Source organism: Aeromonas sp. INTO2, from assembly GCF_049860605.1.
GTDB lineage: Bacteria > Pseudomonadota > Gammaproteobacteria > Enterobacterales > Aeromonadaceae > Aeromonas > Aeromonas caviae.
In genome coordinates this window covers 1,554,088-1,573,754 of sequence record NZ_CP187588.1, presented here as the reverse complement: position 1 = coordinate 1,573,754, position 19,667 = coordinate 1,554,088, and the positions used below count along the sequence as shown (strand labels likewise).

15 protein-coding genes, 1 tRNA gene, 2 pseudogenes and 1 riboswitch are annotated in these 19,667 nt (G+C 51.1%); of the genes and pseudogenes, 4 read left to right on the top strand and 14 right to left on the bottom strand.

Annotation, left to right across the window (positions count from 1 at the left end; all coding sequences use genetic code 11):
- Positions 1-49: 49 nt before the first annotated feature.
- A pseudogene (locus tag ACPW74_RS07425) lies at positions 50-883 on the top strand (IS1595-like element ISKpn3 family transposase); the annotation flags it as partial.
- Positions 876-1,163 (top strand): hypothetical protein, encoded by a 288-nt coding sequence (locus ACPW74_RS07420; protein ID WP_425858825.1) that lies wholly within the window; start codon positions 876-878, stop codon positions 1,161-1,163. The pseudogene ACPW74_RS07425 and the gene ACPW74_RS07420, both read left to right, overlap by 8 nt.
- 274 nt (positions 1,164-1,437) lie before the next feature.
- Here ACPW74_RS07420 and ACPW74_RS07415 read toward each other — a convergent pair whose 3' ends face one another.
- From ACPW74_RS07415 to ACPW74_RS07400, 4 genes are all read right to left on the bottom strand, one after another.
- Positions 1,438-1,689: a hypothetical protein gene (locus ACPW74_RS07415; RefSeq protein WP_425858823.1), complete on the bottom strand. Its 252-nt coding sequence runs from the start codon at positions 1,687-1,689 to the stop codon at positions 1,438-1,440.
- 14 nt (positions 1,690-1,703) lie between these two features.
- Positions 1,704-2,972, bottom strand: a complete 1,269-nt coding sequence (locus tag ACPW74_RS07410) for an IS4-like element ISApu1 family transposase (protein WP_011191342.1) — start codon at positions 2,970-2,972, stop codon at positions 1,704-1,706.
- A gap of 245 nt (positions 2,973-3,217) precedes the next feature.
- Positions 3,218-4,129 (bottom strand): IS1595-like element ISKpn3 family transposase, encoded by a 912-nt coding sequence (locus ACPW74_RS07405; RefSeq protein ID WP_425859196.1) that lies wholly within the window; start codon positions 4,127-4,129, stop codon positions 3,218-3,220.
- Positions 4,130-4,153: 24 nt separating this feature from the next.
- On the bottom strand, positions 4,154-5,104 hold the full coding sequence (locus tag ACPW74_RS07400) for an IS1595-like element ISKpn3 family transposase (protein WP_005342491.1): 951 nt from the start codon (positions 5,102-5,104) through the stop codon (positions 4,154-4,156).
- Between the two features lie 711 nt (positions 5,105-5,815).
- Here ACPW74_RS07400 and ACPW74_RS07395 point away from each other — a divergent pair.
- A pseudogene (locus ACPW74_RS07395) lies at positions 5,816-6,304 on the top strand (IS5 family transposase); the annotation flags it as partial.
- A gap of 162 nt (positions 6,305-6,466) precedes the next feature.
- Here the strand turns inward: ACPW74_RS07395 and ACPW74_RS07390 are convergent.
- The 8 genes from ACPW74_RS07390 to ACPW74_RS07355 all read right to left on the bottom strand — a co-directional run bounded on the left by ACPW74_RS07390 (position 6,467) and on the right by ACPW74_RS07355 (position 15,368).
- On the bottom strand, positions 6,467-7,114 hold the full coding sequence (locus tag ACPW74_RS07390; protein WP_125602602.1) for a hypothetical protein: 648 nt from the start codon (positions 7,112-7,114) through the stop codon (positions 6,467-6,469).
- Between the two features lie 928 nt (positions 7,115-8,042).
- Positions 8,043-8,684: an AAA family ATPase gene (locus tag ACPW74_RS07385; RefSeq protein ID WP_425858821.1), complete on the bottom strand. Its 642-nt coding sequence runs from the start codon at positions 8,682-8,684 to the stop codon at positions 8,043-8,045.
- A 41-nt stretch (positions 8,685-8,725) separates the two neighbouring features.
- On the bottom strand, positions 8,726-9,166 hold the full coding sequence (locus tag ACPW74_RS07380; RefSeq protein ID WP_425858820.1) for an AAA family ATPase: 441 nt from the start codon (positions 9,164-9,166) through the stop codon (positions 8,726-8,728).
- 1,010 nt (positions 9,167-10,176) lie between these two features.
- Positions 10,177-11,139 carry a site-specific integrase gene (locus ACPW74_RS07375; protein ID WP_425858818.1) on the bottom strand — a complete coding sequence of 321 codons (963 nt, stop codon included), beginning with the start codon at positions 11,137-11,139 and terminating at the stop codon, positions 10,177-10,179.
- A gap of 137 nt (positions 11,140-11,276) precedes the next feature.
- On the bottom strand, positions 11,277-12,473 hold the full coding sequence (locus ACPW74_RS07370) for a tyrosine-type recombinase/integrase (RefSeq protein ID WP_425858816.1): 1,197 nt from the start codon (positions 12,471-12,473) through the stop codon (positions 11,277-11,279).
- A 712-nt stretch (positions 12,474-13,185) separates the two neighbouring features.
- Positions 13,186-14,493: a site-specific integrase gene (locus tag ACPW74_RS07365; RefSeq protein ID WP_425858814.1), complete on the bottom strand. Its 1,308-nt coding sequence runs from the start codon at positions 14,491-14,493 to the stop codon at positions 13,186-13,188.
- A gap of 83 nt (positions 14,494-14,576) precedes the next feature.
- A tRNA-Ser gene (locus ACPW74_RS07360) sits at positions 14,577-14,664 on the bottom strand.
- A gap of 248 nt (positions 14,665-14,912) precedes the next feature.
- Positions 14,913-15,368 carry a YbjN domain-containing protein gene (locus ACPW74_RS07355; protein WP_160839247.1) on the bottom strand — a complete coding sequence of 152 codons (456 nt, stop codon included), beginning with the start codon at positions 15,366-15,368 and terminating at the stop codon, positions 14,913-14,915.
- Positions 15,369-15,523: 155 nt separating this feature from the next.
- On the opposite strand from ACPW74_RS07355, the gene ACPW74_RS07350 reads away from it, so the two are divergent.
- A complete protein-coding gene (locus ACPW74_RS07350; protein ID WP_114522776.1) occupies positions 15,524-16,861 on the top strand; it encodes a flavohemoglobin expression-modulating QEGLA motif protein in 1,338 nt (445 codons plus the stop codon).
- A gap of 70 nt (positions 16,862-16,931) precedes the next feature.
- On the opposite strand, the gene ACPW74_RS07345 is transcribed toward ACPW74_RS07350, so the two are convergent.
- On the bottom strand, positions 16,932-17,513 hold the full coding sequence (locus ACPW74_RS07345) for a thymidine kinase (RefSeq protein ID WP_010674989.1): 582 nt from the start codon (positions 17,511-17,513) through the stop codon (positions 16,932-16,934).
- An 85-nt stretch (positions 17,514-17,598) separates the two neighbouring features.
- Positions 17,599-19,179 carry a Na+/H+ antiporter NhaC family protein gene (locus tag ACPW74_RS07340; RefSeq protein WP_279981424.1) on the bottom strand — a complete coding sequence of 527 codons (1,581 nt, stop codon included), beginning with the start codon at positions 19,177-19,179 and terminating at the stop codon, positions 17,599-17,601.
- Between the two features lie 87 nt (positions 19,180-19,266).
- A riboswitch (Lysine riboswitch) is annotated at positions 19,267-19,438 on the bottom strand.
- Positions 19,439-19,667: the final 229 nt, after the last annotated feature.

Below are 19,667 nucleotides of genomic sequence, written 5' to 3'. Positions count from 1 at the left end.
GGGTGTTCACGTTGGCCGGAATGGCTGTTCAACTTCGCCGGAATACGCATTTGTCTGCCCTGAATGTGCCAACAAGACCTGTTGTCGCCTGAGAAGGCGGCCACGTGTGTGGCAATGCAATCACTGCCGTCACCAGATGTCATTGACTGGAAACACGATTTTCGCAAACACCAAGCTCCCACTGACCAAGTGGTTTCTGGCAATGCACCTGTTGTCACAAACCAAAACAGGCTTGTCAGCGATGGAGCTAAAGCGCCAGTTGGGCGTCAAATATGACACCGCCTGGATGCTCAAGCACAAGCTGCTGCAAGCCATGAAAGAGTCCGATGACAAGCAGCCCATCAGCGGCATCATTCAGCTCGATGATGTCTACTGGGGTGGCGAGCGCCGTGGTGGCAAACGGGGTCGGGGCGCGGCAGGCAAGACGCCGTTTGTGGCAGCAGTGGCCCTGAACAAGGAAGGACATCCAATCAAGATGCGGATGACGGTGGTCGATGGTTTCAAAACCAAGTCCGTTGCTGATTGGGCAAAACGGCATATTGCCAGTGGTAGCGCGGTGATATCCGATGGATTGGCCTGTTTCAAAGCGGTCAAGGAGGCCAATTGTGAGCACCTGGGTGTTGTCACCGGGGGCAACCTGGACTGGCTGGATCATCCGGCATTCAACTGGGTAAACACGATGATAGGAAATGTGAAAAACTCGCTGCGGGGCAGTTGCCATACGCTCGGAGCGAAGCATTTACCAAGGCATCTTGCGGAATACTGCTTCCGGTTTAATCATCGTTTTGACCTCAAGAGCATGTTGGTTGAATTGGGGCATGCAGTCGTGGCAAGCCCTCCGATGCCATATCGGCTCTTGAAGCTGGCTGAGGGTCATGGGTAATCAGGTAAAACATTGGGTTCGCAACGTAGAGAAAGAACCTCGACTCTCTTTCAAACTACCTGTTGCAGGTGGTTATTTCTATCCGGATTTCGTGTGTGAATTGACTGATGGTCGTTTGCTGGTTGTCGAATACAAGGGTCAACACCTGCAAGATAACGCGGATAGTCGGGAGAAAGCAGCAGTTGGAGCACATTGGGAGAAAACCAGTGGTGGGCAATGCCTTTTCTTGATGGCAACGGCAGACAATAAAGGGGCTAATGTATCAAGCCAAATTAACTGAAAATCGATGCTAGATAGACAATGTTTGGCCTCGTAAAAAATCGAGGCGTTATACCAAATCTAACAAATAAAAAGGGACTGCAAAACGCGCTGCGCTTTCAGTCCCGCTTATTTTAAGATTATTACTTTCATCAGATGTGCATTTCACGTTATTGGTGAAGGTGTTTTAACCTCATACATATCATGTTCAAACTTCTTACACATCAATAAGATTGATGGAGCAAGCCAGACTAACTTTCAATAGTTAGTTTTGCTCGAACCAACATCAATAATGGCTATACTTTTACTCTTGAGAGTACATTTATCGCCATTTTGTAATTTTCTATAATAGTAGATTCATTCACATTGTCAGCCCCCATCTCTGCAAGGAAATTCTCAGCAGATTGGTAGTCTCCACCTGGCATATAGTAACTAGGCATGTTGCTACGGGCCCAATCAGAATGTACTTGATCATAAGTAACAGTACGACCATTCTCATCATTGTAAAATGCATCAGCAAGATCATCATAATATGTCTTAATAGACACACATGTACAGGACCTTAAGCGGCGAGTCCATTTAAAACGCCTTCCAAGGTCCTGTTCTGTATCGACTTTCTCTGCTTGGTTCGGCAGGCGTTCTTGGCCAAATAATCGGCAGCCCATTCCAATCTTTCCCTTATTTCTGTCAGCGCCCTATGGGCCACTGCTTCCAATAGCGGTAGCCACCACGTCGCACTGTTCTTCGACGCTTTCAGCATCGATAGCGCCCCACTCATCACACTCTGCGCGACCCGTCTCTTCATCACCAGCGACAGCAGGCTCGTCCACACCAACCCCTCGGCAATCGCTTTCTCGCCCGTCACAAACCCCTTGAGCCGGTTGTGCGATTTCCACTCTTTAAATAACAACTCCACCTGCCAACGGCAGCGATACAGGCTCATCACCTGCTCTGCTGACCATGCTGCTCGCGGTAGGTTCGTCATCCACAGACAGAACCGCTTTTCCTCAGCAAACCAGCGCCGGATCAACCGGTACTCGACCTGGCCGGACTTCACCACCATATCCAGTACCTCGGCCCGACAGCGTCGCCGTCCGGCCTCTCTCAGAGATAGTCCCGCCAGCTTGGGTACTTCCCGTCCATCACCGCGCCAGGCTTGGATTATCTTGGGGTTCAGGCTTTTCGTGCCGCGCACCAGATAAAATCCGCCAGCGTCGTTCACCTGCTCAAACCAAGCCCTGTCAATGTAACCTGCGTCAGCCAGCAGCAGGCAGTTGGTCAGCGTGTGGGCTTCAGGCAGAAATTGCCGTTCCCCTGCGGTATCGGCAGACACACTCATGCACAACGGGCTCTGCTCCGACAGTGACATGGTCATATGGCACTCGATAGCTGCCGGACTGATGGTCTTGAACCGGCCGGGAAAATCAGCAGCAAGGCGCCGATGCACCGCAAAGGAGGTGCCATCGTGCAGTAACACCTGCTTGAACGCGCCGAGGGAGGCTGCTTTGAGTTGATGGTCGATACGCAAGGCGATGGCCCGCTCGACCAGGGCTTTCATAAACAGGGCAAAGCTCTCTTTGCGCAGCTGATTGTGAAACGGTTTGTAAGAAACCTGATGGGTGTTTACCAGTTGCAAGGCATTGAAATGGCGGTGTAAACCGGCAATGTCATTGACCTGGTCGCCTCCCATGGCCCGCAGCAGTGCAGGTACGAGCATGGCTGGGGTAATGGCACGCTGACGCAGACAAAACTTGCAGAGCCGAGCAATGCGCTCGAGTGCGGCGGGAGCCAAGAGTTGCTCCAGATAGTAATTAGCGTTGATAATAGTCATAGGCTTCGCGCGTGTTGATTTTGTTTGGCGATAAAATCAGATCACAAACGAAGCCTTTTTTATATCTATTTCAATTGGTTGCCGCTAAAGATCCTGTACATGAATAGACACATCATCTAATGCTCTTGCAACAAGCATTGCAATGTCCTTATTTACAAGGACAAACGGGGGGAAATCATGAAGTTCATACATATAGTTACTATTTTTGAGCACCACATGCTTATCAAGGGCATAGGTGTTCCTGATTACCCATGACCCTCAGCCAGCTTCAAGAGTCGATATGGCATCGGAGGGCTTGCCACGACTGCATGCCCCAATTCTACCAACATGCTCTTGAGGTCAAAACGATGATTAAACCGGAAGCAGTATTCAGCAAGATGCCTTGGTAAATGCTTCGCTCCGAGCTTATGACAACTGCCCCGCAGCGAGTTCTTCACATTCCCTATCATCGTGTTTACCCAGTTGAATGCCGGATGATCCAGCAAATCAAGGTTGCCCCCGGTGACAACACCCAGGTGCTCACAATTGGCCTCCTTGACCGCTTTGAAACAGGCCAATCCATCGGATATCACCGCGCTACCACTGGCAATATGCCGTTTTGCCCAATCAGCAACGGACTTGGTTTTGAAACCATCGACCACCGTCATCCGCATCTTGATTGGATGTCCTTCCTTGTTCAGGGCCACTGCTGCCACAAACGGCGTCTTGCCTGCCGCGCCCCGACCCCGTTTGCCACCACGGCGCTCGCCACCCCAGTAGACATCATCGAGCTGAATGATGCCGCTGATGGGCTGCTTGTCATCGGACTCTTTCATGGCTTGCAGCAGCTTGTGCTTGAGCATCCAGGCGGTGTCATATTTGACGCCCAACTGGCGCTTTAGCTCCATCGCTGACAAGCCTGTTTTGGTTTGTGACAACAGGTGCATTGCCAGAAACCACTTGGTCAGTGGGAGCTTGGTGTTTGCGAAAATCGTGTTTCCAGTCAATGACATCTGATGACGGCAGTGATTGCATTGCCACACACGTGGCCGTCTTCTCAGGCGACAACAGGTCTTGTTGGCACATTCAGGGCAGACAAAGCCGTTAGGAAAACGCCAAGTGAACAGCGCGTTTTCGCACTGAGCCTCAGTGCCATAGTCCTTGAGAAACTCAAACAGGCTGTAGCCTTTCTGGAATCCTGATTACCCATGACCCTCAGCCAGCTTCAAGAGCCGATATGGCATCGGAGGGCTTGCCACGACTGCATGCCCCAATTCAACCAACATGCTCTTGAGGTCAAAACGATGATTAAACCGGAAGCAGTATTCCGCAAGATGCCTTGGTAAATGCTTCGCTCCGAGCGTATGGCAACTGCCCCGCAGCGAGTTTTTCACATTTCCTATCATCGTGTTTACCCAGTTGAATGCCGGATGATCCAGCCAGTCCAGGTTGCCCCCGGTGACAACACCCAGGTGCTCACAATTGGCCTCCTTGACCGCTTTGAAACAGGCCAATCCATCGGATATCACCGCGCTACCACTGGCAATATGCCGTTTTGCCCAATCAGCAACGGACTTGGTTTTGAAACCATCGACCACCGTCATCCGCATCTTGATTGGATGTCCTTCCTTGTTCAGGGCCACTGCTGCCACAAACGGCGTCTTGCCTGCCGCGCCCCGACCCCGTTTGCCACCACGGCGCTCGCCACCCCAGTAGACATCATCGAGCTGAATGATGCCGCTGATGGGCTGCTTGTCATCGGACTCTTTCATGGCTTGCAGCAGCTTGTGCTTGAGCATCCAGGCGGTGTCATATTTGACGCCCAACTGGCGCTTTAGCTCCATCGCTGACAAGCCTGTTTTGGTTTGTGACAACAGGTGCATTGCCAGAAACCACTTGGTCAGTGGGAGCTTGGTGTTTGCGAAAATCGTGTTTCCAGTCAATGACATCTGGTGACGGCAGTGATTGCATTGCCACACACGTGGCCGCCTTCTCAGGCGACAACAGGTCTTGTTGGCACATTCAGGGCAGACAAAGCCGTTAGGAAAACGCCAAGTGAACAGCGCGTTTTCGCACTGAGCCTCAGTGCCATAGTCCTTGAGAAACTCAAACAGGCTGTAGCCTTTCTGGAATTGGATTTTGCTTTTGGCCATGATCTCGCACCTCGATAACTGTACGTAAGATCAGTATAGTTCGTGGTAACTGACTGCTAATCATGGGTAATCAGGTAGGTGTTTTCATTCCGGTTAATGCCCCCCATCAAATGGACGAGTGCATTATTAATAACCTCAGATTCAATCGCACAGACGTCATCATTAACTTTTTCAATCATAATACAACCTCATATATTAACGAAGATTTTTCAGCACTTGTGTTTATCTATTGGTAGGTTGAAGACCTACCCCAAAGCAATGAGTTTATTGCCAAATAAAAACTTATAGGTTAACGCAAAACACATTCACTATTTGTAGTGATAAATGTATAGCGCGCGTCTAGTTGCAGTTAATTTAGGTTGATTTCATGCAAATGGCAATAGCAATTAGCAAAAATATCGAAAATATTTTTTTCATTAAATATGAACTGATTTTTGCTCTCTTTTTACTGTCCATAATGAGAAGTTTAAAACAATGAAAATCAAAAAAATCACACGGAGAAAAGTCATTTTCGTGGAAAAAATAATGGGGTTTCACATAATTATTTCCAACATAAAAAGTAAAAAAAAACAGTATAAAAATCTCGCCAAAAAATCATGAGATCATGAAAAAAAAGCTTAGATGTTCTGGAAAAAAACCGTGGCTTTTTTACGTGTGTAAACTGAGATTTCTATGCACCTACATGAGCAAAAAATCGATTACTAACAGACTGCCCCTTGCTCGACCAAGAACAAGCGTGGCGAGCGTGACGGCGAGATGCACCAGACCAAGAAGAAAGGCAATCAATGATACTTCGGCATGAAGGCTCATATCGGTGTCGATGCCAAGAGTAGCCTGACACACAGTCTGGAGACCACGGCAGCCAATGAGCATGACCTCAATCAAGTGGGAAATCTGCTCCATGGCGAGGAGGCATTTGTGTTCGCTGACGCAGCGATATCAGGGTGCGGAAAATCGTGAAGAGCTGGCGGAAAGGCACAATGTGGGCGATTGCGATTGCGATGCGACCAGGCAGGCTCAAGGAGCTCAACAAGCATCCGCGCCAAAGTGGAGCCCCCGTTTCGGGTCATCAAACGTCAGTTTGGCTTTGTGAAGGCGCGGTTCAAGGGGCTGCGCAAGAACGACAACCAACTGGCGATGTTGTTTACGCTGGTGAATCTGTTTCGCGTGGACCAGATGATACGGGCATGGGGGGGATAGCTGTGCCCAAAAATCGAGATAAGCCTCGAAAATGAGGCTAAATGGCGCTTAATAGCCGAATACTTGCGGCAAAAAGTTAGGTTTTTGGAGTGATGGGCATTTCAAATGCGGACAAAGAGCTCGTGGTGAAAGTGCGATCCACTTGTTCGCACCTTCCCTAGACTAACTGCTCGCGACACAAATCCCGTTATCCCGCAGCATTCCATCCGAACACCGTGCGACAGTGGAGTGAAACGCATCGCTGAGGTCGTAAACCGGATCGTGGAGCAAATTGAACTCGGTCACTAACAGGCTGGGGTTCATATGAGGATGGCTTGGGATTGCACCCAGCAGGTGGTTACGCAGATGCTGGGTCATCTGGAAAAAATTCTCGCCCGATAATAGGGGGGTATCCAATCGAATCAGCTCAGTGAATGGCTGTGGATAGCTAGAGTCGATGATATAGCCGCTGACCTGATAGGTGTATGTTCGAGCCCTTAGTCGCCTCTGGCATCTATGCCCATCCTCTGGTTGCGTATAGCACTGCTCCCGGGGTGGCTGCGGGATAAACTCGAGATGCGGCAGATCGGGATGACCCAGCAGGATAAATTGGGTGATCAGGCAGTGTCGAACGTCGGCGCTACCACAGCCAGCATTAAAACCAGCCTCGACGCTGTCACGTCGCAGTTGGTTGAAATGTTTAGCCAGCAAAATGGGTTGGTTATAGGATCTTTCATCGATAAATGGGAGCACAGATCCGGGCTCAGTGATATAGCCGTTTAGGTGGTAGATGAATGGGCCGATGAAAGGCTTTTTAGTTAAAATTATCATGATTAGTCCAGTGGGGGAAATTGGCAAACGGTTGCTGTTGTGATGATATAACAATCATCCTATTTGAATACTCGGGAGCAGAACCGGGAGCAGAACCCGATCACCAGCCCCACGAAAAATTAGTATAAATAGAGATATTGAAATTTTTAAATTTCTCCCGCCATTTCAAAATCCTATCGCATAGTTGATCCATCATGAGTCGCCATTGGGTATCTAAGAGAGTGCCCACGGTAAACCGAGAGATTTCCTCTGTCAAGTCAAAAAGCTGGATCATGCCATTGATTTTAAAGGAATTATTTATTGAAAAAATAATTGTACAAATTTTGCTCTTGATTTTTTTTTGCCCATTTTGGGTGTTTGTTGCACAGTTATTGACCGGCAATCCCCCCCCCGAAAAACTGGGGTGCTTATAAGTACAATTTTCTCGTATCTTGAATGCATGCACCCGTACCACTTGGCCGACGGGTCTCTCCTAACGAACTCAGAGTTGACCGTTAATACACTGAGATGAGTTCTTATTGACCGGCCTGCATTGCTAAACTCTGGATCATATATTCACATAGAACGCAGTTCTATGTGGAATTTATGAAAGTAAAGACGGCTTCCGATGAGACGCATTTTTACAAATGGCGATAAGGAGGAGAGTGCACTGAAAAAGAGGCAGCGTGAAGTTCAATCCCAGCCAGTAAAATAATAAAACCGTTTTTTTGTTTTCATGAAAAAATTCCTTTTTTATTTGAAAACAAACGGGGGGGTTAGATTTTTTTAAAATTAATACTTGATGCTTTCATACCTACTTATTTTCGAGATGTCAACCGATGAGGATAAGAGTAGATTTATCCTCATCGAGCCGGGGGATTGTTAAGGGGGTGCAATATATCACATGCAATACTTATATATATGTAGTTCATTGCACCATTGCATCCAATTAATTAGCGGATGTGGATGAATCTGCTAAATGTGTGATAGCAATGCCATCTGTTAATACATATTCAGTCCGTTCAGATGTCGCCACCCTTGTCACCCAACCATTATCGACACATTTTTTTATGTAATTTTTTGCCTGCCGTTCTTTTACAGAGAAATACTGGCAAAACCTCTCGGTCAATGTGGTGGCAGAAATCGCCTCTTGGCCTTCCAGTGCCTCCAGCAGCCCATGCATCAGCTTGTCGCGCTCCTCCCCGATGGCACTGACTAATGTCAGCCCAATACGATTAAGGAGTATTTCGTCAGGTGTTTCAACCGCCCTCGCACTGAACGTCAGGTTGTAGCGAGCGCCCTGACCCTCTCGTGTCCCCAGTGAGATGACACCATCGGCCTCACCATGAATTGAAGAAGCTCCCCGCATGCTCATTACGCCAGCGTTAACCCCACCTGCATTAGGCGATGCCTTTCTTGCGTGATGAACGATGATGTGTGCAGCTGAGCCGCTGATTTTTCGAATGGCTCGCATCACCTGACCCATTTCGCCATTGTCGTTTTCCTCTGCATTATGCATCCGAGCGAGGACATCCCAGATGATCAAATCCGGTTGAATGTCGTTGACAATATCTAGGGAAAGTGCGAACAAGTATCCCACGAACAAAAAATGAAAATTTTAGTCATTTAATATCAATGGGTTACCATTAAATGCTCTCGTGCCATATGACTTATTCGCACCTTCCCTAGTATTGCCTGTGATGCAATAGGATCTAATACATCTGTCGATTTATAATCGCCGCACCGCAAGAATGTTTTAATGTTTTTTGCATCGCCCAAGTTGGTCTGTTCCGACATGGTGTAGTACCGCTGCCAAAACAATCTGTCATTGACCTCAAAATCCATATACAATACGAGCGCTGGCCTTTTAATTTCCCAATTTAAAAATACACTACCGCTGGCTACAGCCAAGCCCAACTGCGTTGCAAGCAGCGATTTACCCGTTTTGGGCGAGCCACTAATAATCCACTGCTCGCCTTTTTCAATCAGATTATCCACCACCCAATTAGGGTTTTGCTGGCTGGAAATTAATCCCGCAGCAGGACTGAAATTATAATGCTTTTCATTATTCATAAACATACCTATATTATTGTGGTGACTTGGTACTGTTGATATGTCTCATCGTTTACATATATGCATAAGCTAATCATGCGTATATGTATAATTAACTACCCGTGTTGTTGCAGATAAAGCGTTTTTATGTATGGTATTGCGCTATCAATATAAAGGGCATGGATAATCAGGTATAAAAATGCCACCAATAATGGCGGCATTGGTCGTCTGTCCTCGATTAGCAACTGAGTCCGATCGCCCGAAGGCGTTCGAGCGCCTTATCCTGTGCAGCGTTCGAATAGTCAGGTTCCTGAGTGATCCGAGCCAGACGCTCAACCAGCCGCCTGCCACTTTCATCGAGCCTCACAGACACATCGAGCAATGACACTGTGTATTGAGTGTTACATGCCGATGCCAACGCAGCAGCCAGCACCCTGCTAGATCCGGTGCGCGGGTGTTCTGAAATGATTGCCAAAATTTCGTTTAGAATTTTCATCTATTTCCTCTATGTTGTTAAACAATATGGTACCTTTTCGGCTGTCATAAATTCTGCTGGTTAGATACTGGTTGTGATGTAAACACCCTCGATTGATCAGCACCAAGCGATGTTATGGCTGCGTTTTGTGTAATAACAAATAATCATCTAAACAGTTTTTATGGCGGGTATTGCGCCATCAATATGGATGACCGTCACCGATATATAGGCGTCAAGGTAGTTCTTCCTCGTGCCTCGTCAGACTCCACCTGGACACCTATATCCGGCTCATGTCATGCCATATTGACCGCTTCATACCCTCCATAAAAATGGGTTCTCCACCCCACTCCGGTCGCTGCGCAACCTACGGGGGTTCCGGGTTCGCTACTCTCACCACACCCACATTCTTACGTTCGTAAGAATGTTTTACCCCGCGTTCTTACGCTGTGTTGGCTCTGCGTTCTTACGGTTGCGACGAAGGCGTTCTTACGGTTGCGCCCCAGGAGGATTTGCCATGCTGTGATAGCAGCAAAGCTGTCCCCCTGTAGCCGCTCCCTTATCGGGATAAGTCGTCATCGGCATCGCGATGCCGATTGATGAATGCCGCCATGCCTCTCGGCTTTGTTGGGGCAGTTGAATCTGCGCTCGGCGAAGGCTCAGCCACTGTTGTGAGTGTAGCTACCTGGCGATAAGTTTTGTTATCCACAGAAAGCTCGGCGTGCGTTGTCCTGATATGGCTCAGGTCAGCATCCGCTGGGCAAGTGGGTAACACGTTACCATTAGCGGATTTACGATTGCCGTATTTGTCCACAGAAGACGTTGCCTGATGACCCATGATGTAGGCAATGCGCTGCCGGTCGAGCCCAGACGCTTTGAGCTCAGAGCCCATCTGATGGCGCCAGCTGTAAAAGGTCGGCAGCGATTTTCGCGTCGGCCAGAGGCTTTTGCCCGCCGCACGCAGCTTGTCCTGCAATGAGCCAATTTTTGCTTTCTTTGCCTCGGTCACCATAAGTTGCAATTCTTCTGGCGAAAGCGTGTCAAACTGTAAGACCCTATCTGCACCACGTTTGCCATCATGACTTTTTTTGGCTCCGATAACGGTGAGCCGATTACCCTGCGCAGTTATGGTGGCTAGTTCAGCAGGTCTTATCCCCGCGCGCATAAACAACAATATGGCCGCCAACATAGCGCTGTCATTACGCGCCTTAAAATACTGAATCAGTTCCACGAGGTCATCATTCTCGACCTTCTTAACTCTTTTTTGTTTTGCCTTAACCGGTATATCTGGCCTACTCAGGGCTTGAATTCGCTCGGCCGCGTCGGGAAAATTCAACAATTTTTGATGATATACCAGTGCACGGCGCAGTTTTCGCCAATAGCCAGGACTGCATTCTGAAGCGCGAGCCAACAATTCATCCGCAATGTTTTTTGCTGTGATATTGAGGCCTTTTTTCTTTAGGATTTCATAATGATTTTTTGCCAGTTTTTCATATTCCTTTTCCGTTGCCTGTGTAGCCATTCGGTCATCTCCCAGAGCGCTTGAATAACGCCTTCTTTAGATAGTGGGCAGGATTTCCCCACCCACGACGTGGATCCCTTTATTAAAGGTGCGATTTAGTTTTAAATTAATGCTGAATGCGTGATGTAAACAGTGATTTACTGCGCCACAGAAATTCGCTGCATTAAAACACTCATCAATCTCTGCATGACAACAGGAGTTGCCAGTAATGCGTCGACATCGAATTCGCTTTCAGTTTTTTTGTCTTCAGTTTTTGGATTACTGTTCGGCACATTAACTGGAGCCTGCTGACCAGCCATACAGGCATTAAATACCGTGTCTGCCTTACCCCTATAATCAGGGGCGTCCTCCATCAACCATTTGCCATAATGGCGTACCACCATCTCCGTACCGGTGTGCCCCATCTGACGGGCTATCCACTCGATGCTGATCCCCGCCGAGAGCAGTTGGCTTGCATAGGTGTGCCGAAATTGAGATGGCCCCCGATAACGCACCCCAGCAGCCTGACAGAACGGCCTGAAAAACCGCTCACGGAACTCATCAACCGAGGCATAACTGCGCCTTTTGGCGCTGTAGTAAGCCAGCAGGGTGCGTTGTTCACTCATCTGAGTGCGATTGTCCGACCTCGTGACCGTAATCTTCTTAGCCTTACGATGCTCCGCTAGCCTCATCAAGGTTTTGAGAGATCCAACAGCCTGTTCTGACAGCTCTATCGTGCGAATAGATCCCCTGGTTTTAGGCGTTTTGTACTGCCCATCAACCAACGCAAGGTCAACCAATAAGGTCTTCTTGTCGAGATTGACCGCCTCCGCACTGACCGCCATTAACTCACTGATACGCAGCCCCGTAGAGATACCGAGTTGGATGAGTGACACCTCCAGCAAATGGGTGTTTTTCAGGGCAAGAAATGCCTTAATTTCGTATTGATAAAATGGATCGGGTTCGTCCACCTCAAATTTACATTTTTTAATGCCATCCATTGGACTGGTATGAATAACACCATCGCTGACAGCTCGGGCAAAGACTTGCCTCAATATATCCAAATATTGATTGATGGTATTTCCTTTATATTTTTTGGTGCAAAATTTCACTACGAGCAGTTCAATGTCACTCGCACGATATGACGTCAGCGGTTTATCACCAATCCATTTTATCAACTGTTCTGCTTTACGCTTCGAAATGTCATAGGTTGTCTGCGCATACTGGTATTTTTTGATTTCCAGGTGCTGACGAATGGCTGCCGCCAGTGAATGCTCATCAACAATGACTGAACGCACAGTGTTGTGTTTAGTTTTTTGTTTTTGAACGGTCCTTTTATTGGTTTGTTTGTTCATAATCACCCTCATTACAGTTATAAATACTCCTTCAATTACAAAAACAGCAATAGCAAAACGTGATGCTCACGCATCGATACCGAGAGGGTAATAGTGCACCTAAAAACAGCGATATAAATTACTCTGTGACGCTATAAACAGATAAGTTTCACCTCAAAATCCTGTTAATTTGTCAAATGCCGAGTATACATTAGCGATGGCTGATGTCATTTAATCGATATAATCAAATGTTCCCGTCAGATTTTTACTCAACATTGCATCAAGTAAATACCATGTGTTATTCACTTCACCCGAATTTGGGTAATAACAACCCGTTCAGCGTATCGAAGATAGCTGTGATATTGGCGGTATTTTTTAAATCTGAAGGGGTGATAACCCTTGTTTGAACGAGATAAACGTGTCGGTGTGTTCTACGCCATATTCATTTCGTTTCGATCCTTCGTGTTTACTGTCGTTGTTATGTCCTTGTTAGCAGCTTTATCAGCATACTACAACGATTGAGGCCCACCTGTCAATGCAAATGACCCACAAATAAAAATAAATGTCAACATGTTTTTATTAGATTTTTTAAATATTTTCCAGTGCGCTTAAAATCATTATAAATCATGAAGATAGGGCCATACCCGCCCCATTAAACCGCCGAGAAATGCTCTCATATTGGTTTTTTCATGGGGGGGAGACAGCCCTGTTACCCAAAAAATATGCGTCATCTTTACGGTGATTTTCCCCCTGACAGCAGGTGGTGGGGTATCAGGTCGGTAGGAAGGGATTGGATTTTCTCATTCAGCAGCCTAATGTTCACACGTTTGCCATAGCGGCCAAACGTCAGGCCGTTTTTACTGTGTCCCGCAAGTTCGGCCACAATATGCTCAGCAACGTCCGCCTGCTGTAACTCATCGATGAAGGTATGCCGCAGTCCGTAAAGCGTGGGACGGCCCTGACCTACGATGCCAGCATCATTGAGGTGGCGTTGGAAGCGACAGGTGATGTTATGCGCCCAGTCGTCGTCTTTGCCTGATGGTTGGTCATCGAACAAAAATACCTTCCCTTGACTGCGACGACTCTCCACATAGTCCAGGAATTGATGTCCAATCAACGCACTATGCAACGGCACGGTACGGTACGCATTGGCAGTTTTGAGCTGTTGATCCGCCTCTCCCGCATCGACCATCAAACACCAAATCCCCTCAACCTGTTTGATGTTCTGAGTTTTGAGCTGGCAGGCCTCGGAAGGCCGCAACCCTGCGTACAGGCATAGCAGGGGCACCCACCAGTCCTGAATTCTCAACTTTTTGCCTTTCTGGGATTGTTTGCTGCGCAGGCTGGCAAACAGCTGAGCCAGTTGAGGGCGATGCCAGCGCACTCGCTCTTCATCCGCCCGTTTGCTCGGTCTTTTACCTGCCGTCAGCCCATCGAAAGGGTTACGACTGCAATAGTCCAGTGCCACGCACCAACGGAAGAACTGTTTCAGGGCTGCCAGATAATCGGTCTTAGTTTTGAAACTGATGTCGCTCTTGCGCAGCAAGATGTTGCGGTACTCCTGCGCCAAGGTTGGGGTCACCTGATCGGCTTTGACCCCTTTGGCCCAGGTGACGAAGGCGTTGATCCGAAGTTGGAGCTGGCCCACGGATTTATGTTGGATCCCCTCACTCGATTTGGCGTCGAGAAACTGTGTCAACGCCTGGGTAAGGGCAATCCCCTTGGCGGGGCAAGTCGAGGACTCGATGGGGGAAGCAATGGATTGGGAGGGCGTAAGAGATGCAGCAAATCCCGCAGCTTTGAAAGCGTCTAGATCGGCGCGGATCCAGCGATAGAAACTGCGGGGTGTAGTATCGGCAGGGGTAGCCGCGATTAGTGCACGAGTACGAGCTGCCACTGCTAGGTTGCGGTCTACGGCGAGCTGCCTATCTTTGGTGCAAAGGGAAGTACGGATAGCGAAGGGCAAGCCACGGTCACGTAATGACTTAGGCAGCGGGAGACGAGTGTAGTAGGTGCCGGAGGCATTTTTACTCAGATACATGATTGTTCCACCCAGTTGATCCAGGAAAAAAATCACGTAAGTCTAGAAATGAAAAAACCCGTTGAAATTCAACGGGTTATATTTGGCGGTGAGGGAGGGATTCGAACCCTCGATACGTTGCCGTATACACACTTTCCAGGCGTGCTCCTTCAGCCACTCGGACACCTCACCAAATTTTTACTGCTTTAAGTGGCTTTCGGAGCGCGCTGTGCGTGCATCTTGCCGACTTCGTCGGTGGGCAGCCTCTCGGATACCGCACCAAATTTTTGTCTGTGGTTTAACGTGTTCAGCCAACACGGTGTCCGCTGCGCCGTTGCGCTGGAACGGGGCGTAATTTAGGGGAAAGCCCCGCCGCCGTCAACGGCTTTTTAGCCGCAGCGAACCGTTCGCACATTAAACGCACAGTTCAGGTGCTGAGGTCAGTGAACGGATTCCGGTGCGACCTGGATTTCCGGCAGATTGAGGAAGCCAAGGCGTTCACATTCGGAAACCACTTCATGGGTGGCTGCCGTGGTGCTTTCAACGAACAGCAGGAACTGCTCGACGGTGAGACCCGCCTTGGTAAAGACGGTGTGACCCACAACGAGGCGTGGCAGGTTGTCATCGATGATGTCGAGGAACACCTTGAGGGACGGATATTGCATGTTGAGACGACCCAGTTCGGCCACCAGGGGCAGCAGCGATGAGGGGCGCACTTCCAGCTCGGATGAGAACAGCAGCCCTTCCTCTTCCACGAAGATCCGGCTCTCCTGGATGCCCTCAACGGACTGCAGGGAGACCATGTGGATGCCATGACACTGATCGCACACATAGTGCTCGATCCGGGCCTGTTGCAACCAACGCATTATCATTTCAGAGCTGGGGATATTCATCATTTTCACGACACGGTAGAGATCAAGGGGCGCAGTCTAAACCAATTTTCAGACAACCAAAAGCACACAGGCCGGATCCCCGTCGTCTCGCTTCTTTTTGACAGGCCCTGTGCCTATACTCAGCCATTCTCGTAGCGCACTCGCCTCCAAAGAGCCCGATGACCATCCAAGAAAAGTATCGCCTGCACCTCAAATCCCTCTCGGATGAACTGCTCGCCCTGCAAAAACCCATCCGCATCCTGGATGCCATCAAATGGCCCCGTCACCTGCAAAGCGACTTTCTGGCAAGTGGCGGCAAGGCACTGCCCGCCATCGACAGGCACTTCTATGAATCCCTCCCCCTGGGGTTCGATCCCCGCAACAAGTACCTTGAGCTCAAGGAGTTGAGGGACAGGATCCGCCGGCGCCTCGGCCCTCAGGACGATCTCGGCCGGATCCTGCAAGAGACGGTGGATCAGTACATGGTGGTCATCGAGATGCTGCGCCAGCGCGGGCAGCCTGACTTCCAGCGCTACAGCCAGCGGCTCTACGGCTCGGCAAGCGATCACCTGCGCGGGGATCGCAAGACCCTGAAGGAGCTGGGGGCCAGATTGTGCGACATCTTCTCCCTGCCCGGCGCCCGCCACCTGGTGCGTCCCTACCCCAAGGAGTTCGAGGGGGAAGTCGCGGTGGCGAGGTTGCAGGGCAAGCTGTCGAGCTACTTCAGCGACGGCACAGTCCAGGTCAAGCTCAGCGATGGCATTGTCTCCGATGCCGCCGCCGGGGGGGATTACATCAAGCTCAACTCCCACGCCCGTTTCTCGGAGCTCGATCTGCAGGTGCTGGAGGTACACGAAGGCTGGGTTCACGTCGGCACCACCCTCAACGGCCGCCAGCAATCTTACGCCACCTGGCTCGGCGCCGGCTCGCCCCGCATCACCGCCTGTCAGGAGGGGCTGGCAGTACTCATCGAGACCCTCACCTTCAGCTCCTTCCCGGACAGGGCCAAGCGCATCTCGGATCGGGTCATGGCCATCGACATGGCGGAGCGTGGCGCCGATTTCATCGAGGTGTTCCGCCACTTCGTGGCCAAAGGGGCCAGCGAGCACGACGCCTACAAGATCACCCAGCGGGTGTTTCGCGGAGGCATGGTCGAAGGGGGCGCCTGCTTTACCAAGGATCTCTCCTATGTGAAGGGCTATGTGGAGACGGTGAACTTCATTCGCAGCGCCGTGCTGGAGGGGGTGCCGGAGATCCTGCCCATGCTGTTCGTCGGCAAGGTGACCCTGGACGACATCCCCGTGCTCTATCAGCACTATCTGGAGGGGCTCATCGACGCCCCTCGCTACCTCCCTCCCATGTTTCGCGACCTCACCGGGCTCTACGTCTGGTTCGGCTTCGCCTCCGGCATGTCCCTGGTGGACATAGGCCGGGTACAGCAGCATTTTCGCCAGCTCTTCCACCGCCTGCCGGCGGCAGACCCCATCATCGCCCCTGTGGACATCGAGATCGACTGACCTCCACAGACAAAGAGGGCGCCAGATAGGCGCCCTCTTTGGTGTCCAGGCTGCACGAGCCAGCCACGGGTTACTTGAAGGCACGTCCTTCCAGATAGTGCTTGCGGCAGAGCGACACATAGCGATCGTTGCCGCCGATCTCCACCTGCTCACCGTCGCGCATCACCTGCCCCGCCTCGTTGACCCGCGAGTTCATGTGGGCCTTGTTGCCGCACCAGCAGATGCTTTTTAGCTCCTCGAACTTGTCCGCCAGACAGAGCAGGTGGTAGGAGCCGGGAAACAGTTCGCCGCGAAAATCGGTCTTGAGACCATAGGCGATCACCGGAATGTCCTGCTCGTCGACGATGCGGGCAAGCTGGTAGACCTGCTCACGGGTCAGGAACTGCGCCTCGTCAACGATGAAGACATCGATGTGCCGCTTTGCGTGACGCGCCTTGACCATCTCGAAGAGATCGCAGCTGTCGCTGAACACCTCCACTTTCAGCTCAAGGCCGACCCTGGCACTGATGACACCGGCACCGAAGCGATCGTCGATGGCGGGCGTCATGGCCAGCGGATACATGCCACGCTCCAGATAGTTGAAGTGGGCCTGGATGAGCTGGGTCGATTTGCCTGAGTTCATGGTGGCAAATTTGTAGTGCAGTGAAGCCATGATGGGGTTCCGAAACGGGAGTGATGGGGCGCATGCTAACCAAAGCCCCTGCCAAAACCAAGGGGCCCGCAGGCCCCTTGTTCTCTTATGCGACTGCCACGGCGCTATACGCCCGGGTTTTGCGCAAATGGTAACCGGAGAAGATCAGGAACCAGAGCCCGCTCACGGTGAAACCGGCCAGCGCGGAGTGCATCAGCCCCATCACCAGGTAGCCGAGCGCAGCGCCAAAGGCGATGGCCAGGGCATAGGGCAGTTGGGTCATCACGTGATCGATGTGATGGCAACCGGCCCCGGTGGCAGACAGGATGCTGGTGCTGGAGATGGGGGAGCTGTGATCCCCGAACACGGACCCTGCCAGTACGGCGGCCAGCATGGGCAGCATCAGACTGATGTCGCTGGCGGCCGCCATGTCGCCGGCGAGCGGCAGCATGATACCGAAGGTGCCCCAGCTGGTGCCGGTGGCAAACGCCATGGCGCAGGAGAGCACGAAGACCACGGCGGGCAGCACTTCCACCGGCAGATTGCCATTGGCCAGGGAGGCCAGGTATTTGCCGGTTTCCACATCGCGCACCACGGCGCCGATGGTCCAGGCGAACAGCAGGATGTTGATGGCGGGCAGCATGGCCATGATCCCCTGCGGAGCCGCCTTCATCCAGTTGCTTGCCCCGAGCTTGAGGCGCATGGCCAGACCGATGGAGACCACCAGGCTGCACAGGGCACCATAGACCAGGGAGGAGCCGACATTGGTGTTTTCGAAGGAGCCGAGCACGCTGAACGGCAGCCCCTTGTCGGCCAGCACCGCAGCCCCGGAGTCAATCATGAAATAGACGGTGGTCAGGGTGAGGGTCAGGATGGGCAGCACCATGTCAATCATGCCGCCATTGCTCTCTTCCGGACTCTCCATGTCGAGCCCGATGGGGCGCCCCTTGGACTCGTCCCACAGCTTGCCCTCCAGTGCCCACTGCTCATGCTGACGCATGGGGCCGATGTCGAGCTGGAAGGCGATCACCACCAGCACCATGATCAGGGTGAACACCGCATAGAGGTTCATGGGGATCATTTCGACGAAGGCGGAGATGGGGCTCTGGTCGGTCAGACCATGAGCCGCCATGATGCCGCCGACGAGGGCGATGATGTAGGCCCCCCAGGAGGAGATCGGCATCAGCACACAGACCGGCGCGGCGGTGGAGTCCAGCAGATAAGCCAGCTTGGCGCGGGAGATCTGGAAGCGATCGGTCACCGGACGGCAGATGGCCCCCACCGACAGGCTGTGGAAGAAGTCGTCGATGAAGAAGGCGAACACCATCAGACCGGTCAGGGACTTGGCACCCTTGCGGGTCTTGGCGCGGCGCTCCGCCCACTCGGCAAACGCCCGGGTCGCACCGGAGACGCTCATCAGACTGATGAGGCCGCCCAGCAGCAACATGAAGAGGATCATGTTGACGTTGTCACGATTGAGCGCACCGTCGACCCAGAAGATCCTGAGCACGGTATCGAGCATGTAATGCAGGGAAGCAAGGGGAGAAAACTGGTTGATCAGCAGGCTGCCTGCGACTATGCCCACCCCCAGCGACACCAGGACGCGGCGGGTGATGATCGCCAGCGCAACGGCCAGCAGGGGGGGAACGACGGACCAACCGGAGTCGGCGTAATGAACGATGTCCATGATCTCTTTGCACCTAAAGACAACAGGTGGAGATCTACCGAGAGGATCAAAGAAACAAAACCCATGGGGAGGGTATACTCCTCAGCCCCTTCAGGTAGCGCTCCATAGTGGATGACTATGGCAGTCCTGCACCTATTAGATGCAAAACCAGCAACCCGGTATGATGGCCTGGTCACTTCGGCGCCGACTCCTTTCATCGAGCATCGCAGGCATCACCCTCCGCTCGGTTACTCATAGGCAGCGCGCCTCTACTTAAAGGTATTCGCGGCACATTTTATCGAGCCGCCGGGTGATAGCAAGTTTTTTGATTAAATTTCAAGGTTTCTGTGGCCCCCATATCTGTAAAGGTAGTCAAATGGTTCATTAAAGACTCCGCTGGCGATATTTTCATCTGACACGAGCCCATTCGAAGATGTTGGCCCGTCAAACGGATAAAAATATCCTTCATACCTATTTCAAGACTTAATTTATCAGCCTAATTAATTATT